Raw genomic sequence first — 23,948 nt, 5'->3', positions numbered from 1 at the left:
CGTGAGCGTCGCGCGGAGCTCGTCGTGATCGGCGTCCGCTCCAATGTCGAGAAGCCCGGAGCCGCCGGCCCTGCTGACCGCGACGATAATTTCGGCGTTTCTGCATCGACTGGGAGAAACAGCCGCTACTCGCTCCATGTCTCAGCCCCACCCATTCGCGCCCGCGGACGCAACAAGCACCATTGCAAAGGCGTTATTTCTTCAAACATCGAAGCTGATAGTTGCGCTTTCCTGGAAAGCAACACCAAATTTGTGCGCCGCACCCAGAAACAGGGCAGTATGCTTAAATATACGGCTTCGAAAAGCCGGAGAGCAAAACTCCCTCCGACCTCATGATCTGCGATCCAATTCGATCTGCGTCGCCCTGATGCAGATCGCGCCGGCTCGTTTCTCGTCGCCGGCACAGTCGCTCATCGATGTCTCCCCAAAAGCAAGCTCTACGCCATCCCTTTACGGCACAGGGCAAAAACGCTCGCCGAAGCCGATCCGAAGATCGATATTCCTTCCGCTGGAGACGTCGAAGCCGACGGGCCGAGCCGGACCATGCGCATATTTGGACGAAGCTGCTGTGACTTGGCGCACATCTTGGTTTCCGATAATGATGATGATGCGGAGCGGACGACGAGTCCGTCGCCTGTTTGCGCGCCGCAGCGAAGCGTCGCCCCGGTCGATTTCAATAATTCATCGAGGAAAGGTCGGCCCCGTGACGTCACGTCCCAAATTCGCGATCGTCACCATAGGAAGCGGCTCCTATCTCGGCTCGACGGTCCATGACGCCACGCTCGCCAATGCGCTCCGCCGCCGCGGTTACGAGGTCGTCGTCTATTGGATGCTCGAAGAGACGCCCGAGCTTCTCGCCGCTGGAGTCGAGCAGAGAATGTTGTGCCACGGCACGCGCTATCAATTCTCGCGCCCTTCGGAATTCATGGATCGCATCATCGGGCGCATCGCCTTTCGACTGCCGCGGAAATTGCGGCGCGCCGTCGCCCAAGGCGTTCCGGGCTTCGTCGAAAATCTCATGCGCAATCTGGTCCGCTCGCTGTTTTGCTACGAGCAGACCGATGTCGCTCTGGCGAAGAGGCTCGCGCGCTTCATCGAGCAGGACGGCGTCACCCATGTCAAAATGGGCTTCGGCTCGATCGGCTCGCTGGCGCTAGAGGCGCAAAAGCACACGCGCAAGCCGTTCGACTATCTGGTGACGTTCCAGGGCGACGAGGAGTTCGCGAGCCTCGCGGAGGCCTGCGGCGTGATGGATATTTATCGCCGCCGCGTGGACGAGGCGGTGCGAAACGCGCGCTGGCCGGCGATCGTCCTCAGCCGGCATTATGCGTCCCGCCTCGTCGACGATCTTCGTCTCGACGGCTCTCGTCTCGAAATTCTCTATTGCGGGATCGAGCCGCCGAAGGAAGGGCCGGCTCCCGATTTTTCGATTCTGACGGAAAGCTTTCCGCGTCTGCGGCGCGATCTTCCGATCCTCGCCTTCGTCGGCCGCCAAGAGAGCGAGAAGGGCATCGACCTTCTTCTCTATGCGGCGAAAATCCTTCTCGCCCGCGGTCTCCGCTTCCAGCTGGTCATCTGCGGCGCAACGGCGAAGGGCCTCGCCTATCGCACCGCGATCCACGACATTGTGACGCATCTCGGCATTGATCTCCACCATTCGGGCGCCGTGTCGACAGCGACGCGCGACGCTCTTTTCGCGCATTGTCGGTGCGCCGTGTGCCCCTCCATCAATGGCGAGCCCTTCGGGCTGGTCGTCGCCGAGGCGATGAGCCTCGGCGCTCCGGCGGTCGTTCCGGATTATGGCGGCGTCGCCGAGGTGGTGGCCGATGGCGGCCGCGCCGGCGGATTGATCTTTCGATGCTGGGACAGCGGCGATCTCGCGCGCCAGCTCGAACGCCTGCTGACCGACGACGCCCTGCATGCCGAGCTCGCCGACAATGCGCCCCGCGTCGCCGCGCGCTTCTCGACCGAGAATATGGTCGACGGCTTTCTCGCGCATATCGGCCTGCGAGAGAAGGCCGCGCCGCAAATTCTCCACGAGGACGCGACGATCCTCTAGAAGGGGCGACACACGCCCCTTGAACGCCGCGCATTATGACGCTATATTGCGTCATAATATTCGGCAGCCAGCGGAGGCCGAACAATGAGCTTGGCTCGATATGCGGACGATGGGATTTTCGCGCCACGCAAGATCGCGGACATGCTTCGCACCTCGAGCGAGGAGATCGCCCGCACCGCCGGCCTGGGCAAGGACGCCGTGCAGCGCGCCAGCCGGCTTCGCTCCGATAAGACGCAGCGTCGCCTGCGGGAGATGGTCGAGGTCCTCAACAAGGTCGAGCCGCGCTTCGGCTCGGCGCTTCTGGCCTATGCCTGGTACCGCTCGGAACCGCTCGCCGGCTTTTCTGGCTTCACCGCCATGCAACTCGTCAAGAGCGGCCGGGCCGATGAGGTCCTCGATTATATCGACGCCATCGACGCAGGCGTCCACGCCTGAGCGCGGCCATCGCCTATAGGGGCAAGCTCTATCGAGCGCTCAATCCGGTCTATGCGCGCGAGCCGCTCTCGGGCTACGGGGCCGCTCTGCATGGCGGTCGCTTCAATCCCAAAGGCGTTCCCGCGCTGTATTGCTGCCTCTCCATCATGACCGCCATTCGGGAGGCCAATCAGGTCGGCAATCTGCAGCCCACCACGCTCGTCTCCTACGACGCCGATCTCGAACGAATATTCGATACGCGGGATGCGACGGCGCTCGCGAGCGAAGGCATGGACGCCGCCGCTCTCGCGGCTTCGACTTGGCGCGACGAGATGCGCGCGAGCGGCGAAGCGAGAACACAGAGCTTCGCCCGGCGGCTGATCGGCGCTGGCTATTGCGGGCTGCTGGTTCGCAGCTTCGCCCCGGGAACGCGCGAGGACGATCTCAACCTCGTGCTCTGGTCATGGGGAAACGCCCCTCCGTCCTATCTGTCGCCGATCGACGACGAAGGTCGGCTGTCGAGGTGACGCGAAAGAAGCGGGCGCTATCTCGCATGCTCGTCGAGAAACTTGCGGCAGGCGTCGAAATCCTGCCGATAGCCTTCGGGCAATTTCACTTTCTTGGTCCGCGAGAGATTTTGCGCATAGGCGACCATTTTCTCGGTCGGCGCTTTGGCGCGACCGGGGCGCTCTTCGCCGCCGCTCTCCTGCGATGCGGGTGATTTCGCCTTCGACGCACGACGCCGCGGACTCGCGCTCTTTGGCGCCGCGGCGCGAGAATCGGCCGGTCCGCTGCGGCGGCGGCGCCCCGATCGAGGGGCCGGCGCCGCCGTCGTCAGCTCGACTTTTCCATTCGATTTTTCAACCAGCGCCTCGATCAGCTCCCGCGCGGCGGTGGCGACGCCATCGATGACCGCATGATAATCCGCCTTGCCGATGAGAATCTCATCGAGGCGCATCTCCCACAGAGCCGTCGTCGCGGGATCGACCAGCGCGGGCGCGGCGCCGCGCAGCAGCTCGAACAATTGCAGCCCGGCGGGCGTCGGCAGCACCAGCTTGCCGTCGGCCGTCAGCAAATTCTGCCGCTTCAATCCCTTGATGATCTCGGCCCGCGTCGCGGGCGTGCCGATCCCCTTGGCTTCCTTCAGCCGGTCGCGAAGCGCGACATCATCGACGAAGCGCCATGCATTCTGCATCGCATCGACGAGCGTGCCTTCATTGTATCGAGGCGGCGGCTGCGTTCTCTTCGCTTCGACGCGCGGCTCGGACAGGGTCGCGCGCTCGCCGTCGCGGAGCGCGGGCAGCGTCTGCTCGGCCTCTGTCTCGGCGTCCGGCTCGATCGCCTGATAGACCGCCTTCCAGCCGAGCCGCAGCGGAATCCGCCCGACGGCGCGAAATTCGGCCGCGCTTCGGCCCGCGATCGGAACCGCCATTGTAACGATGGTCTGCCGATATTCGTAATCGGGCATGACGGCGGCCAGATAGGAGCGGCAGATGAGCGCGAACAGGCGCTTCTCATCCTCGTCGAGACGCGCCAAGCGGACTTCGAGATCGTCGAGAACATTGACGTTGGGCACGACCGCATGATGCGAGACGCCCTCCAGCGCCTTGTCGCAGAAATGGCCTGACTTGCCGCGCCGGATCACGGGAGCGGCGATCTCGAGCCGCGCGAAGCCGCGCAGGCGCGTCAGCGCGGCGACGATCGCCGGCGCGTCGCCGATCTGATTTTCGCTCAGATAGCGCGCTTCCGCCCGCGGATAGGTGATGAGCTTCTTGCCATCGCCATCATAGAGCGCCTGCGCCACGGACAGCGTCTTGTCGGCGGTCCATCCCCAGCGCTGGCCGCAGGTCTTCTGCAAGGATGGGAGATCGAAGAGACGCGGCGGCGCCTGCCGCTTTTCATCGACGGCGACGCCGAGAGGCCCCTGATGGCCGTCGGCGGCTCTGGCGATCGTCTCGGCCTCGGCGCGCGTCTTGATCCGCGCCTTGGGCGCAGGAGCATGGCGCATCAGAAAGCTGCCGCCTTCGACGGTCGCGCTGGCGACGACCTCGAAATAATCCTCGGGCCGGAAATTGCGGATTTCTAGTTCGCGAAGACAGACGATCGCCAAGGTCGGCGTCTTGACCCGGCCGATTCCGATCACGCCGCGAACGCCGGGCGAGAGCAATGTCTTCGTCGCCGTCCGCGTCAGCGACAGGTTGAAGATCTGATCGGCCTGCTGGCGCGCCACCGCCGCCTCATAGAGCGGGCGCATGTCGGCGTTGGGCTTCAGCCGGGCGAAAGCCTGCTGCAGCGTCTTCGGGTCCTGCGCGGTGAACAGAGCCCGCCGCACACGCCCGCGATAGCCGAGATGGTCGAGGATTTCCTGGCCGATCAGCTGCCCCTCGCGGTCGCAGTCGGTCGCGAGTATCACATCGTCGCAGGCGGAGAGCGCCGTCGCTATGGCCCGGAGCTTCGCGGACTTATTGCCTTGCGAGGCTTCGCGAGTCGGATAGAGCCCGTCCGGCTTGAGGACGACGCAGGACCAGCGCTTCCAGACGGGGTTGATCTCCTCGGGCTCGGCCAAGCGAAGCAGATGGCCCTCGGCCGGCAGAATTTGCCCGAAGCGCGCGCCGAGAGCCGCGCGAAGATCCTTCGCCTGACTGGCCTTTTCCGTGATGATCAGTGTCGCCATGCGCCAATGCCGAATCGAACAGAGTTTCAGCGTAGCGCATATTTGAGAACGAACAAAGAACAAAAGCACATCCGCGCCCATGGATGAGAACGTCCGCAAAATCCGTTGTGGCGTCCGCTCCACCGATATATATCGAGCTGACATAGCGATAGCGAGGGTGCGTCATTGAGCCAGGAGGAAAGAGTTCGAGCGCCGAAGCGCTTTCGCATTGGTCTTTCGGGCTGTGGCGGCGGCCTCGAATCCGTGTCGACATCGCAATTGCTCGCGCTCGCCGAACATGTCGATGCGCTCGGCTTCGATGCGATCTGGATCAATGAGGAGCATTTCCAAGGCAGCATCATCGAGGTCGAGGGGCGGCGCTGTCACTCGCCCATCGCGCTCGCCGCCGCGATCCTCGCCCGCACAAAGCGCCTGCGCGTCGGCTTCTCAGTGCTGCTGCTGGCGCTTCACCATCCCATTCGCCTCGCCGAAGAGATTGCGACGCTCGATGTCCTATCGGACGGCCGCGTCGATTTCGGCGTCTCGCGCGGCGGCAATGGCCGATATCTCGACGCCTATGGCGTGCCGGCGGAGAATGTGAACACGCTGTTTCGTGACAATCTCGCGCTCATTCGACGCGCCTGGACCGAGGAGAAGATCACGATCGGCGAAAGCGCGCTCTCCGTCGAGCCGAAGCCCGTGCAACATCCGCATCCGCCGATCTATATGGGCACCTATACGGATGAGACCGCGGCCTGGGCGGCGCGCGAAGGACATTCGCTCATTCTGCACGGCATCACCAGCATGGCCAATCAGCGTCGTCTGCTGAAGGCCTATGTCGAAGCCGGCGGCGATCCCACGCGCGCGCCTTTCGGACGTTTCGTCTATGTGAGCGAGTCCGACGAAAGCGCGCGGGAAGAGCTGTGGCCGACGATCGAGAGGCTGACGACGCGGCTGCGCGGCTTCGGCCTCTTCAATCGCAAAGGCGTCGTCACCGAGGCGGATCTCGAGCCCGAGAATTTCTATCGCGACATGGTCATCGCCGGCTCGCCGCAGACTTGCGCACGGGCCTTTCTCGCGCTGCACGACGAGCTCGGCGTCACCTATGTGAATGCGCTGAGCGCCTTCTTCGGCTTTCTGCCTCTGCCTCTGCTCGAGAAATCGCTCGCTCTGCTGGCGCGCGAGGCACGGCCTCTGGTCGAGGCGGCGCTTCAGGAGAGGTCCGGCACGTAGCCGACGACGCCTCTGTCCACTGTGTCGGAGAGCCTCAGCAGCGGCGCGCCATAGAGCCGGCTCATCGAGCCGAGATCGCAGACCGCCTCGGCGCGCCCTTCGGCGATCAAGCGGCCATCGCGCAAGAGCGCGACGCGCGCCTTCAGATTGAAGGCTTGGTCGGGCAGATGCGTGGTCATGACGACGCACTTGCCTTCGGCTGCGAGCTTACGCATCAGATCGAGCACGCGGCCTTGATTTCCGAGATCGAGGCTCGAGGTCGGCTCGTCCATGACGATGATCGGCGTGTCCTGCGCGAGGGCGCGCGCGATCAGCGCGAGCTGCCGCTCGCCGCCGGAAATCTGCGTGAAGGGCTTGCTCGCCAAATGCTCGACGCCCGTGTCGGCCAGCGCGCGCCGCACGACCTCGCGGTCGCGGCGCGAGGGCGATCCGGCGCCCTCTATATGCGCGGAGCGGCCCATCAGAACCATCTGCTCCACTGTGAAGGCGAAGGCGCTGTGGCCGGCCTGCGGCACATAGGCGATGCGCTTGGCGATCTCGCGTCTCGCCAGGCGGTCGAGATCCTCGCCCAGCACGCGGACGCTTCCGGCGTGCGGAGCCGCGAGGCCGAGCAGGCAATGAACGAGCGTGCTCTTGCCGGCGCCGTTGGGGCCGAGCAGCACGAGCATCTCGCCGGCATCGAGCGCGAAAGAGATCGCGTCGAGCACGAGCCGCTCCGCGCGGCGGAACGAAAGACTGTCGATCGCGATCGCGGGCGTCACGACCATTGCTCGCTGCGGGCGCGAATGACGAGAAAAAGAAAGAAGGGCGCGCCGATCACCGCGGTCATGACGCCGAGCGGAATCTCGATAATTGAGGCGGAGCGCGCGACATCGTCGACGCCGAGCACGAAGAGCGCGCCCAATGTCGCCGTCGCGACCATGACGCGGCCGGGCTCCATGCCGAACAGCATGCGCGCGATATGCGGCACGAGCAGGCCGACCCATCCGACGATGCCGGCGACGCAGACCGTCGCCGCGGTCATCGCCGTCGCGCAGAGAATCACAATGATGCGTAGCCGCACCACATCGGCGCCGAGCGCCGCAGCCTCATGGTCGCCGAGCGCGAGAAGGCTGATGCGCCAGCGCAATGCGAACAGGACGGCGCCGCCGAGCACAACCGGCGCGGCCGCCGTCGCCGCATCCGCGCCATTGGCCTTGGCGAGGCTCCCCATCAGCCAGAAGGTGATGGTGGCGAGCGTGTCGACCGGATCGGCGACATATTTCACCAGCGAGATCAGCGCCTGAAACAGAGCCGACATGACCATGCCGCATAGGACCAGCGTGATGAGCGACTGGCTTTTGACTCGGCTCGCCGCGAGATAGGACGCGCCGACCGCGGCGAGGCCGCCGACGAAAGCCGCCGCCTCCACGGCGATCGTCGGGAGATGAAGCAGCAGCGCGAGCGAGGCGCCGAAGCCGGCGCCGGCCGAGACGCCCAGCAGCGAAGGCGAGGCCATGGGATTGCGGAAGACGGTCTGATAGGCCGCGCCGGCGATCGAGAGACCGGCGCCGACCATGACCGCGGTCGCGATGCGCGGAAGACGCACCATGAAAATAATGGTCTGCGCCGTCGCGTCGCTCTCCGAGCCATTGCCACGGCCGATGAGCGTCTCCACGACGGCGCCGAGCGACAGAGGATAGCGGCCGAGCGCGAGGGAAGCGAGAATCAGCGCGCCGAGCGCGAGCGCCGAGACGAGCAGCAGCCCGCGCCCCTCTCCGTCAGCGGCCGGCGGAGCCCGCCAAAATCTCATCGATCTGCTCTTTCGAGAGAGAGACATGAAAAAATCGCTCGTAGAACGCGGACATTTCACTCTCGAGCATGGTCCCCGAAAATTTTTCGGGATGAATGATCGAGGCCGCCCAGAGAACGGTGAGCGGCTGCTCGATCGTTCGATTCGCCCAGAGGTGTGCGCCTGCGGGCGCGACATGCACGCGGCCGCTTCGCACGGCCGAAACGTCGCGCAGACGCGGCTCGGCCGCGACGAGCTCGGCCTCGCCGCGATCGGCGACGATCAGCACTTCCGGATTCCATGCGATCAATTGCTCGAGCGAGAAGGTGACGCTCTCCTCCGAACGTCCATCGGAGGTGACGCTGCGGCCCCCCGCGTGCGGAATCCACCATTCGGCGATTCGATGCGGCTGCGTGAGACGCCGGTAGTTCACATAGAGCACGCGAGGCCGCCTCGACTCGTCGACGGAGCCGAGCGTCGTTCGGATCCGCGCCAGCGCCTCGTCGAAATAGCGAACATAGTCTTCAGCGGCTTTTTTCTCGTCGAGAATAGCCCCCAGCAGCGTCATCAGCGCCTTGATGTCCTCCGGCTCGCGCCAATTCAGCAAGACCGCCGGCAGTCCGAGCGCCGAGAGCCTATCCGTCGCGCTGCGATCCATCGTCAGGACGAGATCGGGCCGCAGCCCGACGATGTCCTCGACCGCGAGACCGCTCGAGGAGCTCTGCAGGATCGGCTTTTTTGCGAGGTCCGGCGCGAAGATGAATTGATATTTCCGCGCCAGCTCGCGGGGCAGGCCATTCACGATCGACTGCTGCCGGCCGAAAGCGAAGAGAAAGCCGTTCAGAACCGGCACGGGTCCCACCGTGACGATGCGGGCGACTTTCTCCGGCAGAGTCACGCTTCGCCCATCCATGTCGACGATCGTTCGACATTCGCCAGCCGCGACCGACGCCAAAAGCGCCAGAGCGATGCAGAGGATGCGAGCCAGCTGCGACGACATGGGCGCGCCTCCGCTATTGCTTTCAGAAAGACGCCGTGACGCCGGCGAAGATCGTCCGCGGCGCGCCGACATAATAGGAAGTGCTGCTCAGATTGGTCTCATTCACCGAGATCGCGCTGATGTAGCGATGATCGAAGAGATTGGTGACGCCGGCCGAGACGGTCATCGGCGTGAGGCCGAGCTTCGTGCCGAACTCATAGGAGGCGTTGACATCGACGATGGCGTAAGGGCTCACAGCTTGCGAATTATCCGCGAGACCATAGCGCGTGCTGTTGAACCGAACGACAGGCGTGATCTCGAAGCCGTCGCGATGATAGGTCGCCGCGAGCTTGGCCTGATAGCGCGGCGTGTAGGGCGTCTGCTTGCCGCCGATCTGCATCACGGATGAGGAGCCGGCCTGAATATTCGCCACATAAGTCTCTGAGGCGATTGTGGCGCTGCCGGTGAGCGTCAGCCAGTCGGTCGCCTTCCAGCTCGTCTCGAGCTCGAAGCCGCGGCCGACCGTCGCGGCGTTGCTCTGATAATAGTTCTGCCCGACGGCGGGATCATAGACGAGCACTTCCTTCTTATGCGTCCAGAAGCCGAAGAAGGTCGGCGCGATCGTCAAATCGCCGGTCTCGTAGCGCAGGCCGACGTCCACTGCATCGACGGTCGCCGGCCGAATGCGGCCCATGAGCGAGGCAAGCGTGATTCCCTTGGCGAGATAGGCGGCTTCGGCGCCGAGGAAGGAGCTCGCCTGCGGCCCCCAATCCGGGCGGGCGACCTTGCGCGAATAGCTCGCATTGGCGCTCCACTCCTCCGAGAGGCGATGCCGCACGCCGAGATTGGGCAGCCATTCGGAATAGGTGACGGCAGGCGCAACGCCATTCGTGTCGGGCGTCGGAAGATAGCTCCAAACGTCCGAATAGGTGACGTCCGGCAGGCCCTTGGCGTTGAAATATTGCAGATGCGGCGTGCTTTCTATGTGCAGGCGCACGCCGCCGGAAACAGTCGTCGCGTCGAAGGTCTGCGTATATTGCGTGTAGGGGCTGAAGAATTGATGCGTGCCGCTCGTCGCGAGCGACGACCAGCTCGAGAAATTCAGGGATCCGATCGGGGTCACTGTATAGAGCTTCTGATGCAATGGCGGCGGCTCCGGCTCCGCCGACTGGCTCCAAAAGCCGAGCGCGAAATCCGCGTCCCAGGGCAGATGCTTCTTATATTCGATCGTGCCGCCCAAATTATAATTGCTAATCGGCCACAGGCGCACGCTCGCTCCCGATGTCGTCTCCTGATATCCTGTGTTGCGCCAATAATAGGGCTTGAGAACGATCGATTGCGTCGGGTCGATGCGATAGGCGATCTCCGCGAATATCGCATTGGTGACGTAACGCGTGCGATTGAAAGCATAATAGCTCGCGTCGATTCCCGACTTTCCGGTGAAGGCCGTATTATAGTCGAAGAAGGCGGTCGCTGCGAGATTCTGCGTCTGGACAAAGGTCAGCGGCAGATAGGCGTTCGCCTTCTGATCATTATGCACGCCATAGACGGAGACCTCGAGCTGGTCGCCCAGCGGTTGCGTGAGACCGAAGGCGACGTTCTTGCGCCGCGCGTCGCCGTCGCCCTTCCATTTCTCGGCGTCGGTAATGGAGCCCGAGACGAAGAAGGAGGTTCCCGTCGGCAGCCGGCCGGAGTCGATGCGCGCGAAGGTGCGGTGGAAACCATTCGAGCCCGCGCCCTGCGAGATGGTTCCGCTCAGCTTCTCCTTGGGCGGCAGCAAATTGAGATCGAGCACGCCGGCGGCGTTGGAGAAGCCGAAGCCCTGATTGGCGGGAATGCTCCCGCGATAGAGATCGACGCGGCCGATATCGTCGAGATCGAACAGATCGGCGCCGCCGACAATGCCCTGGATCGGCAGACCATTGATGGTGCGCGCGAGGAAGAAGTCCGAAACGCCGCGCACGGTGATGCTGCGATTGAAGGAGAGGCCATAGGGATCCGCCGAATCCTCGATCACGCTCGGCATCATGTCGAGCACTTTATAGGAGCTCGCTTGCGCTGGACCGCCGAGTATCTTGATTCCCTCCATCGTCACCGAGCTCTTCGGCGTCGGCGCATTGTCGGCGGCCGGACCGCTCAGCGCATCGCCGGGACGGGCGGCGCGAAATGGAGCGTCCGCGGCCTTGGCCCGGTCGCTCCGCGGCGCGGCGTCGGCCCCGATCTCGATAGGCGGCAGGGCTTCTTCGCTCTTCGCCGGGACGGCGGAAGCCGCGAGCGCCAACAGCGAAACGCCATATAACCACGATGGCGTCAGCGGACGCGCCAGCATTCCTCGATTCATTATCATATCCCCAGCCTTCGCCTCAGCCCGCACTACCTATGTATTTATTCTATATATCCAAAATGACGACGGCGTCCACGACGGCGGACATTTTTTCCAAAATTGTGATTTATTTGCAACAGCTTGCCGCTGTTTGAGGCGCTTCGCTCCGTAATGCGGCGCTTTGCCGAAACAACAATCGGCGACGCTCGAGCTAAATGCATTATCGGCGAAAGCGTGATGAATTCGAATGAAACCACGCCAGATCTCGGATGAGCGGCTTTTGCGGATGACGCCAGGGGTCATCGGGCGACCCGACTCCCTCTGTGACGCAACCGCGACGCAATCGCCAAAGGCGCAGCTAGTTTCAGGCGCCGTCGCGACGGCGCCCCATGTGCTCAGAATTGTCGGCGCCGACGCGGTCGTCAGCGTGATCGATCACGGGGAAGGCGTGCCGAACGAAGATCGCGAGGCGATTTTCGAGCCGTTTTGGCGCAAGAGCGAGACGACGCCCGGCTCCGGCCTCGGCCTCGCCATCGCGCGCGAGCTGATGGAAAAGCTGCGCGGCCGCATTTGGGTGGAGGACACGCCGGACGGCGGCGCGACCTTCCGCCTGCTTTTCCCCAAGGCGCAGTGAGGCGCCCTACGGCAAGAGCCGACCGCCGGCGACGCCCGACGAAGCGGCGGACGAGCCGCCATTGTCAAGCTCGCCTTCCGCGCCCCGACAGCGAACGCGCGATCCTGTCACGCAGATCGGCGAACGTCAGATAGAGCACCGGCGTCGTGTAGAGCGTCAGCAATTGGCTGAGCAGGAGGCCGCCGACGATCGTGATGCCGAGGGGGCGGCGAATTTCCGCTCCATCGCCGAAGCTCGCCACCAGCGGAATGGCGCCGAACAGCGCCGCCGCGGTCGTCATCATGATCGGACGGAACCGCAGGCGGCAGGCCTCGACGATCGCATCATGATCGCTCCACCCTCTCTGACGCTTGGCGTCGAGCGCGAAGTCGATCATCATGATCGCGTTCTTCTTCACGATGCCGATGAGCAGAAACAGGCCGATCAGCGCGATGACATCGAGCTCCGAGCCGAAGGCGAACAGCGCGAGAAGCGCGCCGACCCCGGCGGATGGCAGAGTCGAAAGGATCGTGATCGGATGCAGATAGCTCTCATAGAGCATGCCCAGCACGATATAGACCGCCGCCAGCGCCATCACGATCAGTAAAGGCATGTCACTCTGAGACGATTGAAAAACGCGAGCGATTCCTTCCATCCCACGATGCACGCTCGCAGGCATGCGGATCTCGGCGCTCACCCGATCGAATTCCGCGACCGCGTCGCTGAGCGACGCGCCGATCGCGAGATTGAAGGAGATCGTCGCCGCGACGAAAGGTCCTTGATGATTGATCGCGAGCGGAGTCGCGCCTCGCTTCATGCGCGTGAAAGCGACGAGCGGCGTCATTGTCTCGACCGCGGTGCTCACCGCCGAGCCGCTCGAGGCGCCGCTGCGGCCGGAATTGGCGATGGCGTTGGTCGATGCGTTGCGGGCCGAGTCGAGCGAAAGATTGGCGGTCGCAGATGACGTCGCCGAGGTGACGGAGCCGGCCGGCAGCACGGAGGAGGCCGTGCCGCTCGCCGGCTTGGCCGCCGTGCTCACATAGATCTCGCGCAGAATCTGCGGGTCCTGCCAATAGCGCGGCGCGACCTCCATCACGACACGATATTGGTTGATCTCGCTGTAGATCGTCGACACTTGCCGCTGCCCGAACGCGTCATTGAGCGTATTGTCGATCTGCGCCGGCGTGAGGCCGAGCCGAGACATGGTGTCCCGGTCGATGTCGATATAAGTCTCGACGCCGTTTTCCTGCTGATCCGTATTCACATCCACGACGACGCTGCTGCCTTGCAGCGCTCGCATCAGCTTCGGCGCCCATTCGGAGAGCTCGGCCGAGCTGTCGGCCAAAAGCGTATATTGATAAAGCGCGCCGCCGGGCCGCCCGCCGGCGCGCAGATCCTGCACCGGCTGGAGAAAGAGCCGCGCGCCCGCGACTTGGCCCAGCTTGGGCCGCAGCCGCTCGGTGACCTGCGCGGAGGTCACGTCGCGTTCGGCGAGCTTCTTCAGCGTGACGAAGACCGAACCGCTGCTCACGGAGCCGGGCGGCCCGCCTCCGCTGCCCGCCCCCGTGTTGCCCGCCACCACCTCCACCGCCGGATCATTTTGGATAATTGCGATGAATTCTTCCAGCTTCTCCTTCATGGATTGAAACGACGCGCTCTGATCCGCCTGAATCGATCCTTGCAGGCGGCCCGTGTCCTGCTCCGGAAAAAAGCCTTTCGGAATGATGACGAATAGAGTGACCGTCATCGCGATCGCGGCGACGAGCGAGAGCATGACGGGGCCGCGATGACGCAGAGCCGCGGCAAGGCTTCTCTCATAGCCGCGCGCGATCAGAGCGAAGGGTCGGCTCGGACGGCGGTCGCGCCGCGGTCCGGCGCGCAATATCACGGAGCAGAGCATTGGAGTCGTTGTCAACGAGACGACGAGCGAGACCAGAATCGTGATCGACAGCGTGACCGAAAATTCTCGAAACAGTCGTCCGAGCAGTCCGCCCATCATCAGCAAGGGCAGAAAGACCGCGATCAGCGACAGGCTGATCGAGAGGACGGTGAAGCCGACCTCGCGCGCGCCGCGCAGCGCGGCCTCGCGCCGCGACAAGCCCGCCTCGAGATGACGCTCGATATTCTCGAGCACGACGATTGCGTCGTCGACGACGAAGCCCGTCGCGATCGTCAAAGCCATCAGCGATAGAATGTCGAGACTGTAGCCGAGAAGATACATGGCCCCGAATGCGCCGGCGATCGACACTGGCACGGCGACGGCCGGCACCAGCGCGGCGCGCCATTCGCCGATGAACAGAAACACGACGACAATGACGAGCGCGACGGCGATGAAAAGCGTGAGCTCGGTGTCTCGCAGAGAGGCGCGGATCGTCGTGCTGCGATCAGAGGTCGGAATAATCTCGACATCGCTCGGCATCGCCGCCGCGAGCTTGGGAAGCTGGGCCTTGATCTGATCGACCGTCTCGAGGATATTCGCCCCCGGCTGGCGGAAAATGCTCAATACGATCGCAGGCTTGCCCAGCACGATCGCCGCGTTGCGCACATCGGCGACCGAATCCGTCACCTCCGCGAGATCGGCGAGGCGCACGGGATTGCCGTTGCGATAGGCGACGATCAGCGGCAGATAGTCATCCGCGCGCGTCGCCTGATCATTCGTGTAGACCTGCCGTCGCGCGCCGCCGCGAATAATATCGCCCTTGGGACTATTGGCGTTGGCGGAAGCGAGAGCCGCTCGCACATCCTCGAGTCCGACGCCATATTTGAACAGCGCCGATGGATTGAGCTCGACACGCACGGCCGGCGAAGCGCCGCCGTTGATCGCGACTTGTCCGACGCCGGGAAATTGCGACAGCCGCTGCTGAAGCACATTGCTCGCTGCGTCATAGAGCTGCGCGCGGGAGAGCGATTTCGACGTAAGGGCGAGAATCAGGATCGGCGCATCGGCGGGGTTGAACTTGCGATAGGTGGGGTTCGACGAGATCCCGGTGGGAAGATCCGCCGCCGCGGCGTTGATCGCCGCCTGAACGTCGCGGGCGGCGCCGTTGATGTCGCGGTCGAGCCCGAATTGCAGCACGATGCTGGTCTGGCCGGTCTTGCTCGTCGAGGTCATCTCGGACACATCGGCGATCGCGCCCAGCCTTCGCTCCAAAGGGCCAGCGAGACTCGTCGCGACCGTTTGCGGAGAGGCGCCCGGCAGCGAGGCGGAGACCGAGAGCGTCGGCATGTCCACCTGCGGCAGCGGCGCCACCGGCAAGCGCACGAAAGCGAGCGCGCCGGCGAGCGTCAAGCCGATCGTCAGCAATATGGTCGCGATCGGCCGCTCGATGAAAGGCGCCGAAATATTCATTCGGTCGCCTCCGCCTGCGCGCGCTCTTCGTCTCCGCCGCCGAGCCGCGCGAAACGAGACGCCAGCCGATCGAAATAGAGATAGACGACCGGCGTCGAGAACAGAGTGAGCATCTGGCTCACGAGCAGGCCGCCGACGATGGAGACGCCGAGCGGCTGACGCAGCTCGGAGCCGACGCCGGAGCCGAGCATGAGCGGGATGGCGCCGAGCATGGCGGCCAGCGTCGTCATCAGGATCGGACGGAAGCGGAGCAGGCACGCCCGATAGATCGCCTCTCGCGGAGCCAGCCCGTCGACGCGCTGCGCGTCGAGCGCGAAGTCGATCATCATGATGGCGTTCTTCTTCACGATGCCGATGAGCAGAATAATGCCGATGACGCCCATGACGTCGAGATCATAGCCAGCGATCATCAAGGCGAGCAGCGCCCCGACGCTGGCGGACGGAAGCGTCGACAAAATGGTGATCGGATGTACGAAGCTCTCGTAGAGAACGCCGAGAACGATATACATGGTCACGATCGCGGCCAGGATCAGCAGCAGCTCATTGGTGGACGAGGCCGTGAAAGCCGCTGCGGCGCCCTGCATCGCGAGCGTGAAGCTCTCCGGCAGCTCGATCTCCGCCTGCGCCGCCTCGATCGCCCGCACCGCGGCGCCGAGCGAGACGCCCGGCGCGAGATCGAAAGAAATCGTCGTCGCCGGAAATTGCCCGAGATGAGTGATCTGGAGCGGTCCGTCGCGCTCTTGCAGGCGCATGATCGCGGTGAGTGGCACCTGACCGCTCGATGAGGAGGAGGAAGACGGCAGATAGAGGCCGGCGAGCGCGGCGTCCGACGCATGAAACTTCGGGTCGAGCTCGAGAATGACGCGATATTGGTTCGATTGCATGTAGATCGTCGAGACGATGCGCTGGCCGAAGGCGTCGTAGAGCATATTGTCGACCGCCGCCATGGTGACGCCGAATCGCGCCGCGGTGGCGCGGTCGATCAGAATGTCGAGCGCCTTGCCGCGGCTTTGAAGATCGCTCGCGACATTGGCGAGCTCGGGCGCCTCGCGCAGCCGCTCGACGAGCTTGGGCGTCCACTCGCGCAACGAAGCGAGATCGACGTTCTCGAGCACGAAATGATAGGCGGCCTTGCTGGCCGTCGAATCGATCGTCAAATCCTGCACCGGCTGCATATAGAGTTGCACGCCGGGAATTTGGGACGCCGCATCCTGGAGCCGCGCGATCACCTCGGTCACGCTCGCCCTGCGCTGCGGCTGAGGCTTCAGCGAGATAGAGAAGCGTCCGGCGTTCAGCGTCGTGTTCGCGCCATCGACGCCGACCGAGGAGCTGACGGTCTCCACATCCGGATCGCGGAGGATCACGTCGCCGAGCGCCCGTTGCTTCTCGACCATGCCGGCGAAGGAAATGTCCTGCGCGGCTTCGGAAATCGCCTGGATCGCGCCAGTGTCCTGCGGCGGAAAAAATCCCTTCGGTATGACGACATAGAGCAGGCAGGTGAGCGCCAGCGTCCCCACCGTCACGGCGAGCATCGTCGGCTGATGCTCGAGCACGATGTCGAGCCCCCGTCCATAGACGCGGATCATTGCGTCGATCGCGCGCTCCGCCGCGCGATCGAAGCGGCTGCGTTGCGCGTCGGGCCGGTGACGCAGCAGCTTGGCGCAGAGCATCGGCGCGAGCGAGAGAGCGACGAAGGCGGAGATGACGATGGTCACGGCCAGCGTGACGGCGAATTCGTGAAAGAGCCGCCCGACGATATCGCCCATGAACAGCAGAGGGACCAGCACAGCGACGAGCGAGACAGTGAGCGAGACGATGGTGAAGGCGATCTGCGCCGAGCCGCGCAGCGCCGCCTGCAGCGGCGTGGCGCCCGCCTCCATGTGCCGCGCAATGTTCTCGATCACGACGATCGCGTCGTCCACGACGAAGCCGGTCGAGATGGTGAGCGCCATGAGCGAAAGATTGTCGAGGCTGAAGCCGAAGAAATACATGGCGACGAAGGCGCCGACGAGCGACAAGGGGACCGACAGGCTCGGAATGAGCGTCGCCGGCAGATTGCGCAGAAAGGCGAAGATCACCAGGACGACGAGCGCAACGGCGAGAACGAGCTCGAACTCGACATCCTCGACAGAAGCGCGGATCGTGGTCGTGCGGTCGCTCAGCACCGATATGTCGATCGCCGCGGGAAGCGAGGCCCGCAGCTGCGGCAGCATGGCTTTGACGTTCTCGACGACCTCGATGACATTGGCGCCCGGCTGGCGGCGGATGTCCAGGATGATCGCCGGAGTGGAATTGGCCCAGGACGCGATGCGGTCATTCTCTGGACCATTGCGCACCTCCGCCACATCGGAGAGGCGAACCGGATTGCCGTTGCGAAAGGCGATGACGGTCTTGCCGAATTGCTTCGGATCGTCGATCTGATCATTGGCGTTGATCGTCGAGGATTGCTTCGGCCCGTCGAAGCCGCCCTTTGGCGCATTGGTGTTGGTGTTGGCGATGACGGTGCGCAGATCGTCGATGTTCAGCCCATATTTGGCGAGCGCAGTCGGATTGAAGCTGACGCGGATCGCGCGACGCTGGCCATGACCCATCGCCACGAGCCCCACGCCCGGCAGCTGCGAGAGCTTTTGCGCGAGCCTCGTCTCGATGAGGTCCTCCACCTCGATCAGCGGCAGCGACTTCGATGTGACGGCGAGCGTCATGATCGGCGCGTCGGCCGGATTGATCTTGGCGTAGACCGGCGGCGTCGGCAGATCTTGCGGCAGAAGATTGCCGCCGGCGTTGATCGCCGCCTGCACCTGCTGCTCGGCCACGTCGAGGCTCAAGGCGAGATCGAATTGCAATGTGATCATCGAGGCGCCGGCGGAGCTCGCCGAGGTCATCTGCTTCAGCCCGGGCATCTGGCCGAACTGCCGCTCGAGCGGCGCGGTCACGGCGGACGTCATCACCTCCGGACTCGCGCCCGGATAGAAGGTCTGCACCTGGATCGTCGGATAATCGACGGCCGGCAGAGCGGAAAGCGGCAATTGCCGATAGGCGAACAATCCCGCGAGCAGGATGGCCGCCATCAGCAGGGTCGTGGCGACCGGACGCAGGATGAAAATCTTCGAGGGATTCATGTCTCAGCCCCGGCTTCGCCGAAAGGATGCGCGTCGAAGCGCGCTCACTGCGTCTCCGACGGCGGCCGCGGCGGGCGGCGCTCGCGCGCGCGTTCTGGGTCGGAACGGCGCTTCTCTGGCGGTGGCGCGGCTCCGCCGTCGCCGCCGATCCTGACCTCCGCGCCGTCACGCAGACGATCGGCTCCGTCGGTGACGACGCGCTCGCCCTCGGTCAGCCCTTGCGCGATCTCGACCATGCCGTTGTTGTATCCGGCGAAATCGTCGTAATGCTCGCCGGCGGACGGCGTGATCTGCTGCATCACGACGCGATTTTGATCCGTCACCTTATAGACGAAGAGGCCGGAGGCGCCCGATCGGATCGCCGTCTTCGGAACGACCAGCGCCTTCTCGTGAATATCGACCAGCAAGTGAACATTGACGAATTGATTGGGATAGAGCTTTTCATCGGCGTTCTCGAGCTCGGCGCGGCCGCTGACCATTCCGGTCGTCGTATCGATCGAATTGTCGAGCGTTTGCAGCCGCCCCACCGCGATCTGCTTGGTGTCGGAGCGGTCGAAGACTGTCACCTCGAGCGCGCCGCGCTTCTTCTGCGCGCTCGCGATCTCCGGAATATAATCTTCGGGAACGCCGAAGATCACCGAAATCGGATCGATCTGCGCGACGAGGGCGATAGCGTCGCCCGTCGACACATAGCTGCCCGCGTCGATCTTCCTCAAGCCGACGCGTCCGCGGATCGGCGAGACGATGCGCGCATAGGTCAAATTCAAGCTCTGATTATCGACCAGAGCCCGATCGGCTTTGACGCTGCCTTCATATTGCTTGACGACCCAGTTCTGATTGTCGGCCTGCTGACGTGCGATCGAATCGAGCTTCTTCAGCGATTGATAGCGGCGCAGATCGTCGCGCGCCTGATCGAGGAGGCCCTGATCGCGGAGCAGCTGCCCCTCATATTGCGCCTTCGACGCCTCATAGGGCCGCGGATCGATCTGCGCGAGAAAATCGCCTTTTTGAACGAGCTGGCCTTCCTTGAAGCCTATGTCGGTCAGATAGCCGCTGAGCTGCGTCTTGACGGAGACATTGGCGATCGGCGTCACAGTTCCGAGGAGGCCATGGCGAACGATCTTCACATCGAGACGCGCCGCATCGGCCACGGCGACCGGCTGCGGTCCGCCGAGGGCGCGCCGCGCGGCCCGCGGCGGCGGCGACTCCTTCGTCCCGATTACACGATAGGCGGCGTAGCACGCCGCGACGACGAGCAGTGCCGCTACGCCATAAAAAATCCGCGAACGACGCAAGGCGGCGAACCCGGCGAGAATCGCGGTCTTGCGTCTGCCGGACGGCGCCGCGTCGGACGCGAGGGGAAGGGCTTTCTCGTCCATTTTCATCTCGCTGACTGCGCGGTCTCGAATGCGGCCGGAAGCGCGCTCGCGGGAACCGGGAGCGGCGGCTCGATCGCGGAGAGCGCGTCGATGGCGGGCAGACGCGAGGCGTCCCATCCGCCGCCGAGCGCGCCGATCAGATTGACGGTCGCGATGAACAGATTCTGCCGCGCCGTCAACGCCGATTCGATGCCGGAGAGCAGAGTCGCCTGCGCGGTGACGACCGATGTGAAGGCGACCGTGCCGACCCGATATTGGTTGAAATAGACGTCGACCGCCTCGCGCGCCTCGGCGACCGCCTTATCCAGTCGCTTGACTTGCGCGGAGAGCGCGCGGATCGACGCGAGATCGTCCTCGACCTGCTGAAAGGCGGTGAGCACGGTCTGACGATAGGTCGCGACCGCCTGACGATAGGACGCTTCGGCCGCCTTGCGCTGCGCGTCGAGCAGGCCGCCGTCGAACAAAGTCTGCGTGGCGCTTCCGGCCAGCGACCAGGCCTCATGCGCGGCCGTCACCGGCCAGGGCTTGGCGGCCGCGAAATTGAGCGCCGGAGACAGGCTCACGCGCGGATAGAAATTGGCGATCGCGACGCCGATCAGCGCATTTTGCTGCTGCAGCCGCCGCTCCGCCGCAGCGATGTCGGGTCGGCGCTCCAGCAGCTCCGAGGGCAGGCCCGCGGGCGCGGCGGGCGGCGTCTTGCCCGACCAGCGGCGCTTGCGAATCGAAAGTTCCGACGGGCTACGCCCGATCAGAACCGCGATCGCATGCTCATATTGCGCGCGCTGCAATCCGACATTGATCGCGGTCGCCTCGGTCGACAGCACCTGATTGTCGGCGGTGACGAAATCCGCGCGCGAGGTGGTGCCGATCGTATATTGGTTCTTCAGAATGTCGCGCGTGCGCCGAAACAGCACGAGCGTGCTCTCGATCGAGGCCAGCAGCTCGTCGGAAGTGCGAAGGCTGAAATAGGCGACGGCGAGCTGGATTTGCGCAGAAAGCTTCGCATTGGCGAGATCGGCGGCGCTGACCTGCGCCGCGGCGGCGTCGGCCTCCACAGTGCGGCGAATGCGGCCCCAGACGTCGATCTCCCAATCGAGATTGGTCGCGACCGACACATTGCTCGAATAGACGGCCGAGCCGCTCGAGACGGAGCGGCTTCTCGATGGCGTGTAGCCGGTCGTCACCGTCGGAAAGAGGCCGGCCTGGCCTTCCCGCACGAGCTGACGCGACTGATCGTAAGCCGCGGCGGCGGCCGCCACCGTCTGATTGGAGATTTCGACCTGCGCGACGAGCTTGGTGAGATCCTCGTCCTGGAAGACGAGCCACCAGTCGCCGCGATCGGCGATGTCGAGCGGCGAGATCGGCTTCCAGCGCTCACGCGCGCCGGCGGCCGTGCTCTTTCGATCGCTCTCTTTGAATTTGACGGGAGCGACGTCCGTCGGCGGCGCATAATCCGGCCCCGCCATGCATCCCGCGAGCGAGGCGATCAACGCTCCGGCGGCGCCCGCGCCCGCGAGACGTCGCAGGCGCTGCGCCGTTCGACATTTCGGAGGGGAGAGCGCATTGACGCCGCTCTCGACCGATCGCGTCGATCGCCAATTCATCCTCGACTCGATCACCGACGACCCGCCCTTCGTCCCCTGAACACGCCGCCAGAAGCTAGACAGGACCACAGGGACGGTCGAGTTAAAATTACTTAATTTATCCACAGACCGGTTTCGCGCTTTCCCTCCGTCTTGCGCGGACATGATTCGAGCGCCCCGGGATTCCAGGCGTTTCGATCCCGTCTCATGGCTGGACAGCCCGCAAAAATCGAGTTCGGGCGTCGCAATTTGCGCTTGTCGATTGGACTGGCTTCGCGCCGGTTCGATAGACCGCCCCGCTCCGAGGCTCGGCGCCGGGTTCCGCGAACAGCCGCTGGGCCAGCGCCGCGTCCATCAGCTGCGCCCGGACGCGGCCGCTCGGCATGACAGCGCCGATGCGCGCTCGGGGTCGAGCAAGAGGCTGTTCGGCTGGTTCGGGAGGCGAAGGGGCCTTTTCGGTGGCGAAGAGCCTGGGCGCTGGCTGCAGCAGGGCAAGGCGCCGAGCTTTCTGACGCCAGCCGCGCTCGACGCCAATTCGGCGCGCGGCGCGGAAGAAGGGACCGCAAATGTTTCGCGAGCTTTTTGGCGCGGGCGTCGCCTGCAATTTCGTCGCGCAGACCAGTAGACGGCCGCACAGACGCGAGCGTCGGGCCATGCGAGACACGCGATAGACATAAATTGCCTTCGCGGAATCGAGGCCGCCTCGATAGAGGAAGCGACTCTATATCTCCTTGTTCAGTCGTGTTTTCTTCACGCGAACCGCCCCACTTCGTTCGAAAACACTCTAGGCCGTCAGTATGGCGCCGCCGTCGACGACAATGTCCTGCATGACGATATGGCTCGCGAGATCCGACGCCAGAAAGGCGATGACATTGGCGATCTCCTGCGGCGTCGCGATCTTGCCGAGCGGAACGCCGAGCTTGAACGCCTCTGGAGAGCCGGCGATGACGCGTTGCTCGGCGTCCGGCGCGCGCCACATGGCGCGCTGCATGGGCGTGTCGGTCGAGCCGGGAGAGACGAGATTGCATCGCACCCCATAGGGCGCCAGCTCCAGCGCGACGCAATGCGTCAGGCTGGCGAGCGCAGCCTTGGAGGCGCAATAGGCCGCCATCGACAGGCGCGGAACATGCGCCGCATTGGAGCCGACCGTCACCACGGCGCCGGAGCGCTGGCGCTTGAACTGAGCGATCGTATTGCGGAGCAGATGAAAAGCGCCCGAGACATTGACGTCGAAAGAGGCGCGCCAATCCTCGAGGCTCACCTCCTCCGTGGCGCCGAGGCGCAGAATTCCCGCCGCATTGACGAGCACATCCAGCTGTCCCGATTCGTCCAGCAGATGCGCGCAGGCGCGCTCCGCCTGCGCGTGATCGGCGATATCGACGACGAGCGTGCGAAAGGGATAGCGCGCCTCCGCGAACGCTTTGTCCAGCCCGACGACATTCGCGCCGAGCGCGACGAATGTCGTCGCAGCGCAAAGGCCGATCCCCCGCCCCGCGCCCGTCACCCAGACGTTCTTGCCGGCGAAAGCCATCTGCGGGCTCCGCGCAGAATTCATCTCGACCCTCCTTTCGTGACGAGCATGATCACGCCGCTGCGAGCTTGCGCTCGATCAGCGCCCACCAGCCGTCGAGCGTCGGATTATCGGCGAGATCGACGAAACCGATCTCGACGCCGAGCTTGCGCCACTCTGTCACCAGCGTCATGACGCGAATGGAATCGAGCCCGTAATTCATGAGATTCTCGTTTGGATCGAAAGCCTCCCCATCGAGCGAGATGAGCGTTCGCACGCGCGCCTCGACTTGCGCGCGCGTGAGGCGCGGCGCGGGCGCATCGACCAGCGCATCCACGGAGACGACGACGCCGCAGCGGCCGGCGACATGTCGCAACGTCATGTCGTGATCTGCCGCCGAGAAATCGGCGATGGCGTCGCCGACGACGAAGGTCTCGAAATCGCGCATGAAGGAATCGAGCGCCGTCGTCAGGCATCCGATATGCCCGTAGACGCCGCAGATCACGAGCTGATCGCGCCCCCACTCTCTCATCATCGCTTCGAGCGGCGAACGCTGAAACGCGCTGTAACGCCATTTAACGAGCACAGTGTCGTCGCTTTCAGGCGCCAGCGCGGCGGCTATGTCCTTCAGCTGCGGATGCGCGTTCAGCCCCGGCCCCCACATATCGTTCAGCAGGCCGCGATCCTTCGGGCTCTGATCGATCGGCTGGGCCGTGTAGACGATTGGAACGCTGCGCGACTTGCAGAAGGCGCGCAGCGCCGCGACATTGGCGACGAGCTGCGTGACAAGCGGGCTCTCCTCGCCGAAGAAATGCAGGAAATAATCCTGCATGTCGTGAATGAGCAGCACGGCGCGCTCGGGCGCGAAAGTCCAGCCGACCTTGTTCTTCGGAAAATCCTCGGGCCGCGGCAGCGAATAGGTCGGAAGCCGGGGAATGGCCATTGTCGTTTCCTCTCCACGCA

Annotated in this window: 16 protein-coding genes and 1 pseudogene; 6 read left to right on the top strand and 11 right to left on the bottom strand. The window is 64.2% G+C overall.

Annotated elements, in window-relative coordinates:
- The first annotated feature begins 24 nt into the window (after nt 1–24).
- The 4 genes from EDE12_RS21900 (at nt 25) to EDE12_RS15960 (ending at nt 3,000) form a co-directional block, all read left to right on the top strand.
- Nucleotides 25–336 (top strand): hypothetical protein, encoded by a 312-nt coding sequence (locus tag EDE12_RS21900; protein ID WP_166671862.1) that lies wholly within the window; start codon nt 25–27, stop codon nt 334–336.
- Nucleotides 337–703: 367 nt separating this feature from the next.
- Nucleotides 704–2,059, top strand: coding sequence for a glycosyltransferase family 4 protein (locus EDE12_RS15970; RefSeq protein WP_026597775.1), 1,356 nt, complete (start codon nt 704–706; stop codon nt 2,057–2,059).
- Nucleotides 2,060–2,143: 84 nt separating this feature from the next.
- Complete coding sequence (locus EDE12_RS15965; protein ID WP_026597776.1) at nt 2,144–2,494, top strand: antitoxin Xre/MbcA/ParS toxin-binding domain-containing protein; 351 nt, start codon at nt 2,144–2,146, stop codon at nt 2,492–2,494.
- Nucleotides 2,495–2,502: 8 nt separating this feature from the next.
- Entirely contained in the window at nt 2,503–3,000 is a 498-nt protein-coding gene (locus EDE12_RS15960; protein WP_026597777.1) for an RES domain-containing protein, read from the top strand.
- A gap of 17 nt (nt 3,001–3,017) precedes the next feature.
- On the opposite strand, the gene EDE12_RS15955 is transcribed toward EDE12_RS15960, so the two are convergent.
- Nucleotides 3,018–5,147 carry a DNA topoisomerase gene (locus tag EDE12_RS15955; protein ID WP_026597778.1) on the bottom strand — a complete coding sequence of 710 codons (2,130 nt, stop codon included), beginning with the start codon at nt 5,145–5,147 and terminating at the stop codon, nt 3,018–3,020.
- 243 nt (nt 5,148–5,390) lie between these two features.
- Here EDE12_RS15955 and EDE12_RS15950 point away from each other — a divergent pair, with 243 nt between their 5' ends.
- A complete protein-coding gene (locus tag EDE12_RS15950) occupies nt 5,391–6,359 on the top strand; it encodes an LLM class flavin-dependent oxidoreductase (protein WP_245275693.1) in 969 nt (322 codons plus the stop codon).
- Here the strand turns inward: EDE12_RS15950 and EDE12_RS15945 are convergent.
- From EDE12_RS15945 to EDE12_RS15930, 4 genes are read right to left on the bottom strand one after another with little or no spacing between them, the layout of a single operon-like run.
- Entirely contained in the window at nt 6,338–7,120 is a 783-nt protein-coding gene (locus EDE12_RS15945) for an ABC transporter ATP-binding protein (protein WP_166671866.1), read from the bottom strand. The genes EDE12_RS15950 and EDE12_RS15945 overlap by 22 nt on opposite strands.
- Nucleotides 7,117–8,151, bottom strand: coding sequence for an iron ABC transporter permease (locus tag EDE12_RS15940; RefSeq protein WP_026597780.1), 1,035 nt, complete (start codon nt 8,149–8,151; stop codon nt 7,117–7,119). The genes EDE12_RS15945 and EDE12_RS15940 overlap by 4 nt, the downstream gene beginning before the upstream one ends.
- A complete protein-coding gene (locus EDE12_RS15935) occupies nt 8,120–9,130 on the bottom strand; it encodes an ABC transporter substrate-binding protein (RefSeq protein WP_026597781.1) in 1,011 nt (336 codons plus the stop codon). Before EDE12_RS15935 ends, EDE12_RS15940 begins: the two co-directional genes overlap by 32 nt.
- 22 nt (nt 9,131–9,152) lie before the next feature.
- Nucleotides 9,153–11,456, bottom strand: a complete 2,304-nt coding sequence (locus EDE12_RS15930) for a TonB-dependent receptor (RefSeq protein ID WP_084768334.1) — start codon at nt 11,454–11,456, stop codon at nt 9,153–9,155.
- 367 nt (nt 11,457–11,823) lie between these two features.
- Between EDE12_RS15930 and EDE12_RS22280 the strand changes: the two are divergent.
- A pseudogene (locus EDE12_RS22280) lies at nt 11,824–12,066 on the top strand (ATP-binding protein); the annotation flags it as partial.
- A 64-nt stretch (nt 12,067–12,130) separates the two neighbouring features.
- On the opposite strand, the gene EDE12_RS15920 reads toward EDE12_RS22280, so the two are convergent.
- From EDE12_RS15920 to EDE12_RS15895, 6 genes are all read right to left on the bottom strand, one after another.
- On the bottom strand, nt 12,131–15,394 hold the full coding sequence (locus EDE12_RS15920; protein ID WP_026597783.1) for an efflux RND transporter permease subunit: 3,264 nt from the start codon (nt 15,392–15,394) through the stop codon (nt 12,131–12,133).
- Nucleotides 15,391–18,513, bottom strand: a complete 3,123-nt coding sequence (locus tag EDE12_RS15915) for a multidrug efflux RND transporter permease subunit (protein WP_024882210.1) — start codon at nt 18,511–18,513, stop codon at nt 15,391–15,393. The genes EDE12_RS15920 and EDE12_RS15915 overlap by 4 nt, the downstream gene beginning before the upstream one ends.
- 44 nt (nt 18,514–18,557) lie before the next feature.
- On the bottom strand, nt 18,558–19,892 hold the full coding sequence (locus EDE12_RS15910) for an efflux RND transporter periplasmic adaptor subunit (RefSeq protein WP_026597784.1): 1,335 nt from the start codon (nt 19,890–19,892) through the stop codon (nt 18,558–18,560).
- A gap of 2 nt (nt 19,893–19,894) precedes the next feature.
- On the bottom strand, nt 19,895–21,496 hold the full coding sequence (locus EDE12_RS15905) for an efflux transporter outer membrane subunit (RefSeq protein WP_051592329.1): 1,602 nt from the start codon (nt 21,494–21,496) through the stop codon (nt 19,895–19,897).
- A 763-nt stretch (nt 21,497–22,259) separates the two neighbouring features.
- On the bottom strand, nt 22,260–23,030 hold the full coding sequence (dhbA, locus tag EDE12_RS15900; protein ID WP_245275694.1) for a 2,3-dihydro-2,3-dihydroxybenzoate dehydrogenase: 771 nt from the start codon (nt 23,028–23,030) through the stop codon (nt 22,260–22,262).
- A 28-nt stretch (nt 23,031–23,058) separates the two neighbouring features.
- On the bottom strand, nt 23,059–23,928 hold the full coding sequence (locus tag EDE12_RS15895) for an isochorismatase family protein (protein WP_026597787.1): 870 nt from the start codon (nt 23,926–23,928) through the stop codon (nt 23,059–23,061).
- Between the last annotated feature and the right edge of the window lie 20 nt (nt 23,929–23,948).

Origin of the sequence: Methylosinus sp. sav-2, from assembly GCF_004366495.1 — a bacterium.
Classification (GTDB): domain Bacteria; phylum Pseudomonadota; class Alphaproteobacteria; order Rhizobiales; family Beijerinckiaceae; genus Methylosinus.
The sequence above is the reverse complement of the archived record's forward strand: the minus strand, read 5'-3'. Positions and strand labels throughout refer to the sequence as shown.

Coding starts and splice junctions, on each gene's coding strand:
- EDE12_RS15965 (WP_026597776.1), top strand. CDS start 2,144: ATGAGCTTGGCTCGATATGCGGACGATGGGATTTTCGCGCCACGCAAG.
- EDE12_RS15955 (WP_026597778.1), bottom strand. CDS start 5,147: ATGGCGACACTGATCATCACGGAAAAGGCCAGTCAGGCGAAGGATCTT.
- EDE12_RS15940 (WP_026597780.1), bottom strand. CDS start 8,151: ATGAGATTTTGGCGGGCTCCGCCGGCCGCTGACGGAGAGGGGCGCGGG.
- EDE12_RS15935 (WP_026597781.1), bottom strand. CDS start 9,130: ATGTCGTCGCAGCTGGCTCGCATCCTCTGCATCGCTCTGGCGCTTTTG.
- EDE12_RS15930 (WP_084768334.1), bottom strand. CDS start 11,456: ATGATAATGAATCGAGGAATGCTGGCGCGTCCGCTGACGCCATCGTGG.
- EDE12_RS15920 (WP_026597783.1), bottom strand. CDS start 15,394: ATGAATATTTCGGCGCCTTTCATCGAGCGGCCGATCGCGACCATATTG.
- EDE12_RS15915 (WP_024882210.1), bottom strand. CDS start 18,513: ATGAATCCCTCGAAGATTTTCATCCTGCGTCCGGTCGCCACGACCCTG.
- EDE12_RS15910 (WP_026597784.1), bottom strand. CDS start 19,892: ATGGACGAGAAAGCCCTTCCCCTCGCGTCCGACGCGGCGCCGTCCGGC.
- EDE12_RS15905 (WP_051592329.1), bottom strand. CDS start 21,496: ATGAATTGGCGATCGACGCGATCGGTCGAGAGCGGCGTCAATGCGCTC.
- dhbA (WP_245275694.1), bottom strand. CDS start 23,030: ATGAATTCTGCGCGGAGCCCGCAGATGGCTTTCGCCGGCAAGAACGTC.
- EDE12_RS15895 (WP_026597787.1), bottom strand. CDS start 23,928: ATGGCCATTCCCCGGCTTCCGACCTATTCGCTGCCGCGGCCCGAGGAT.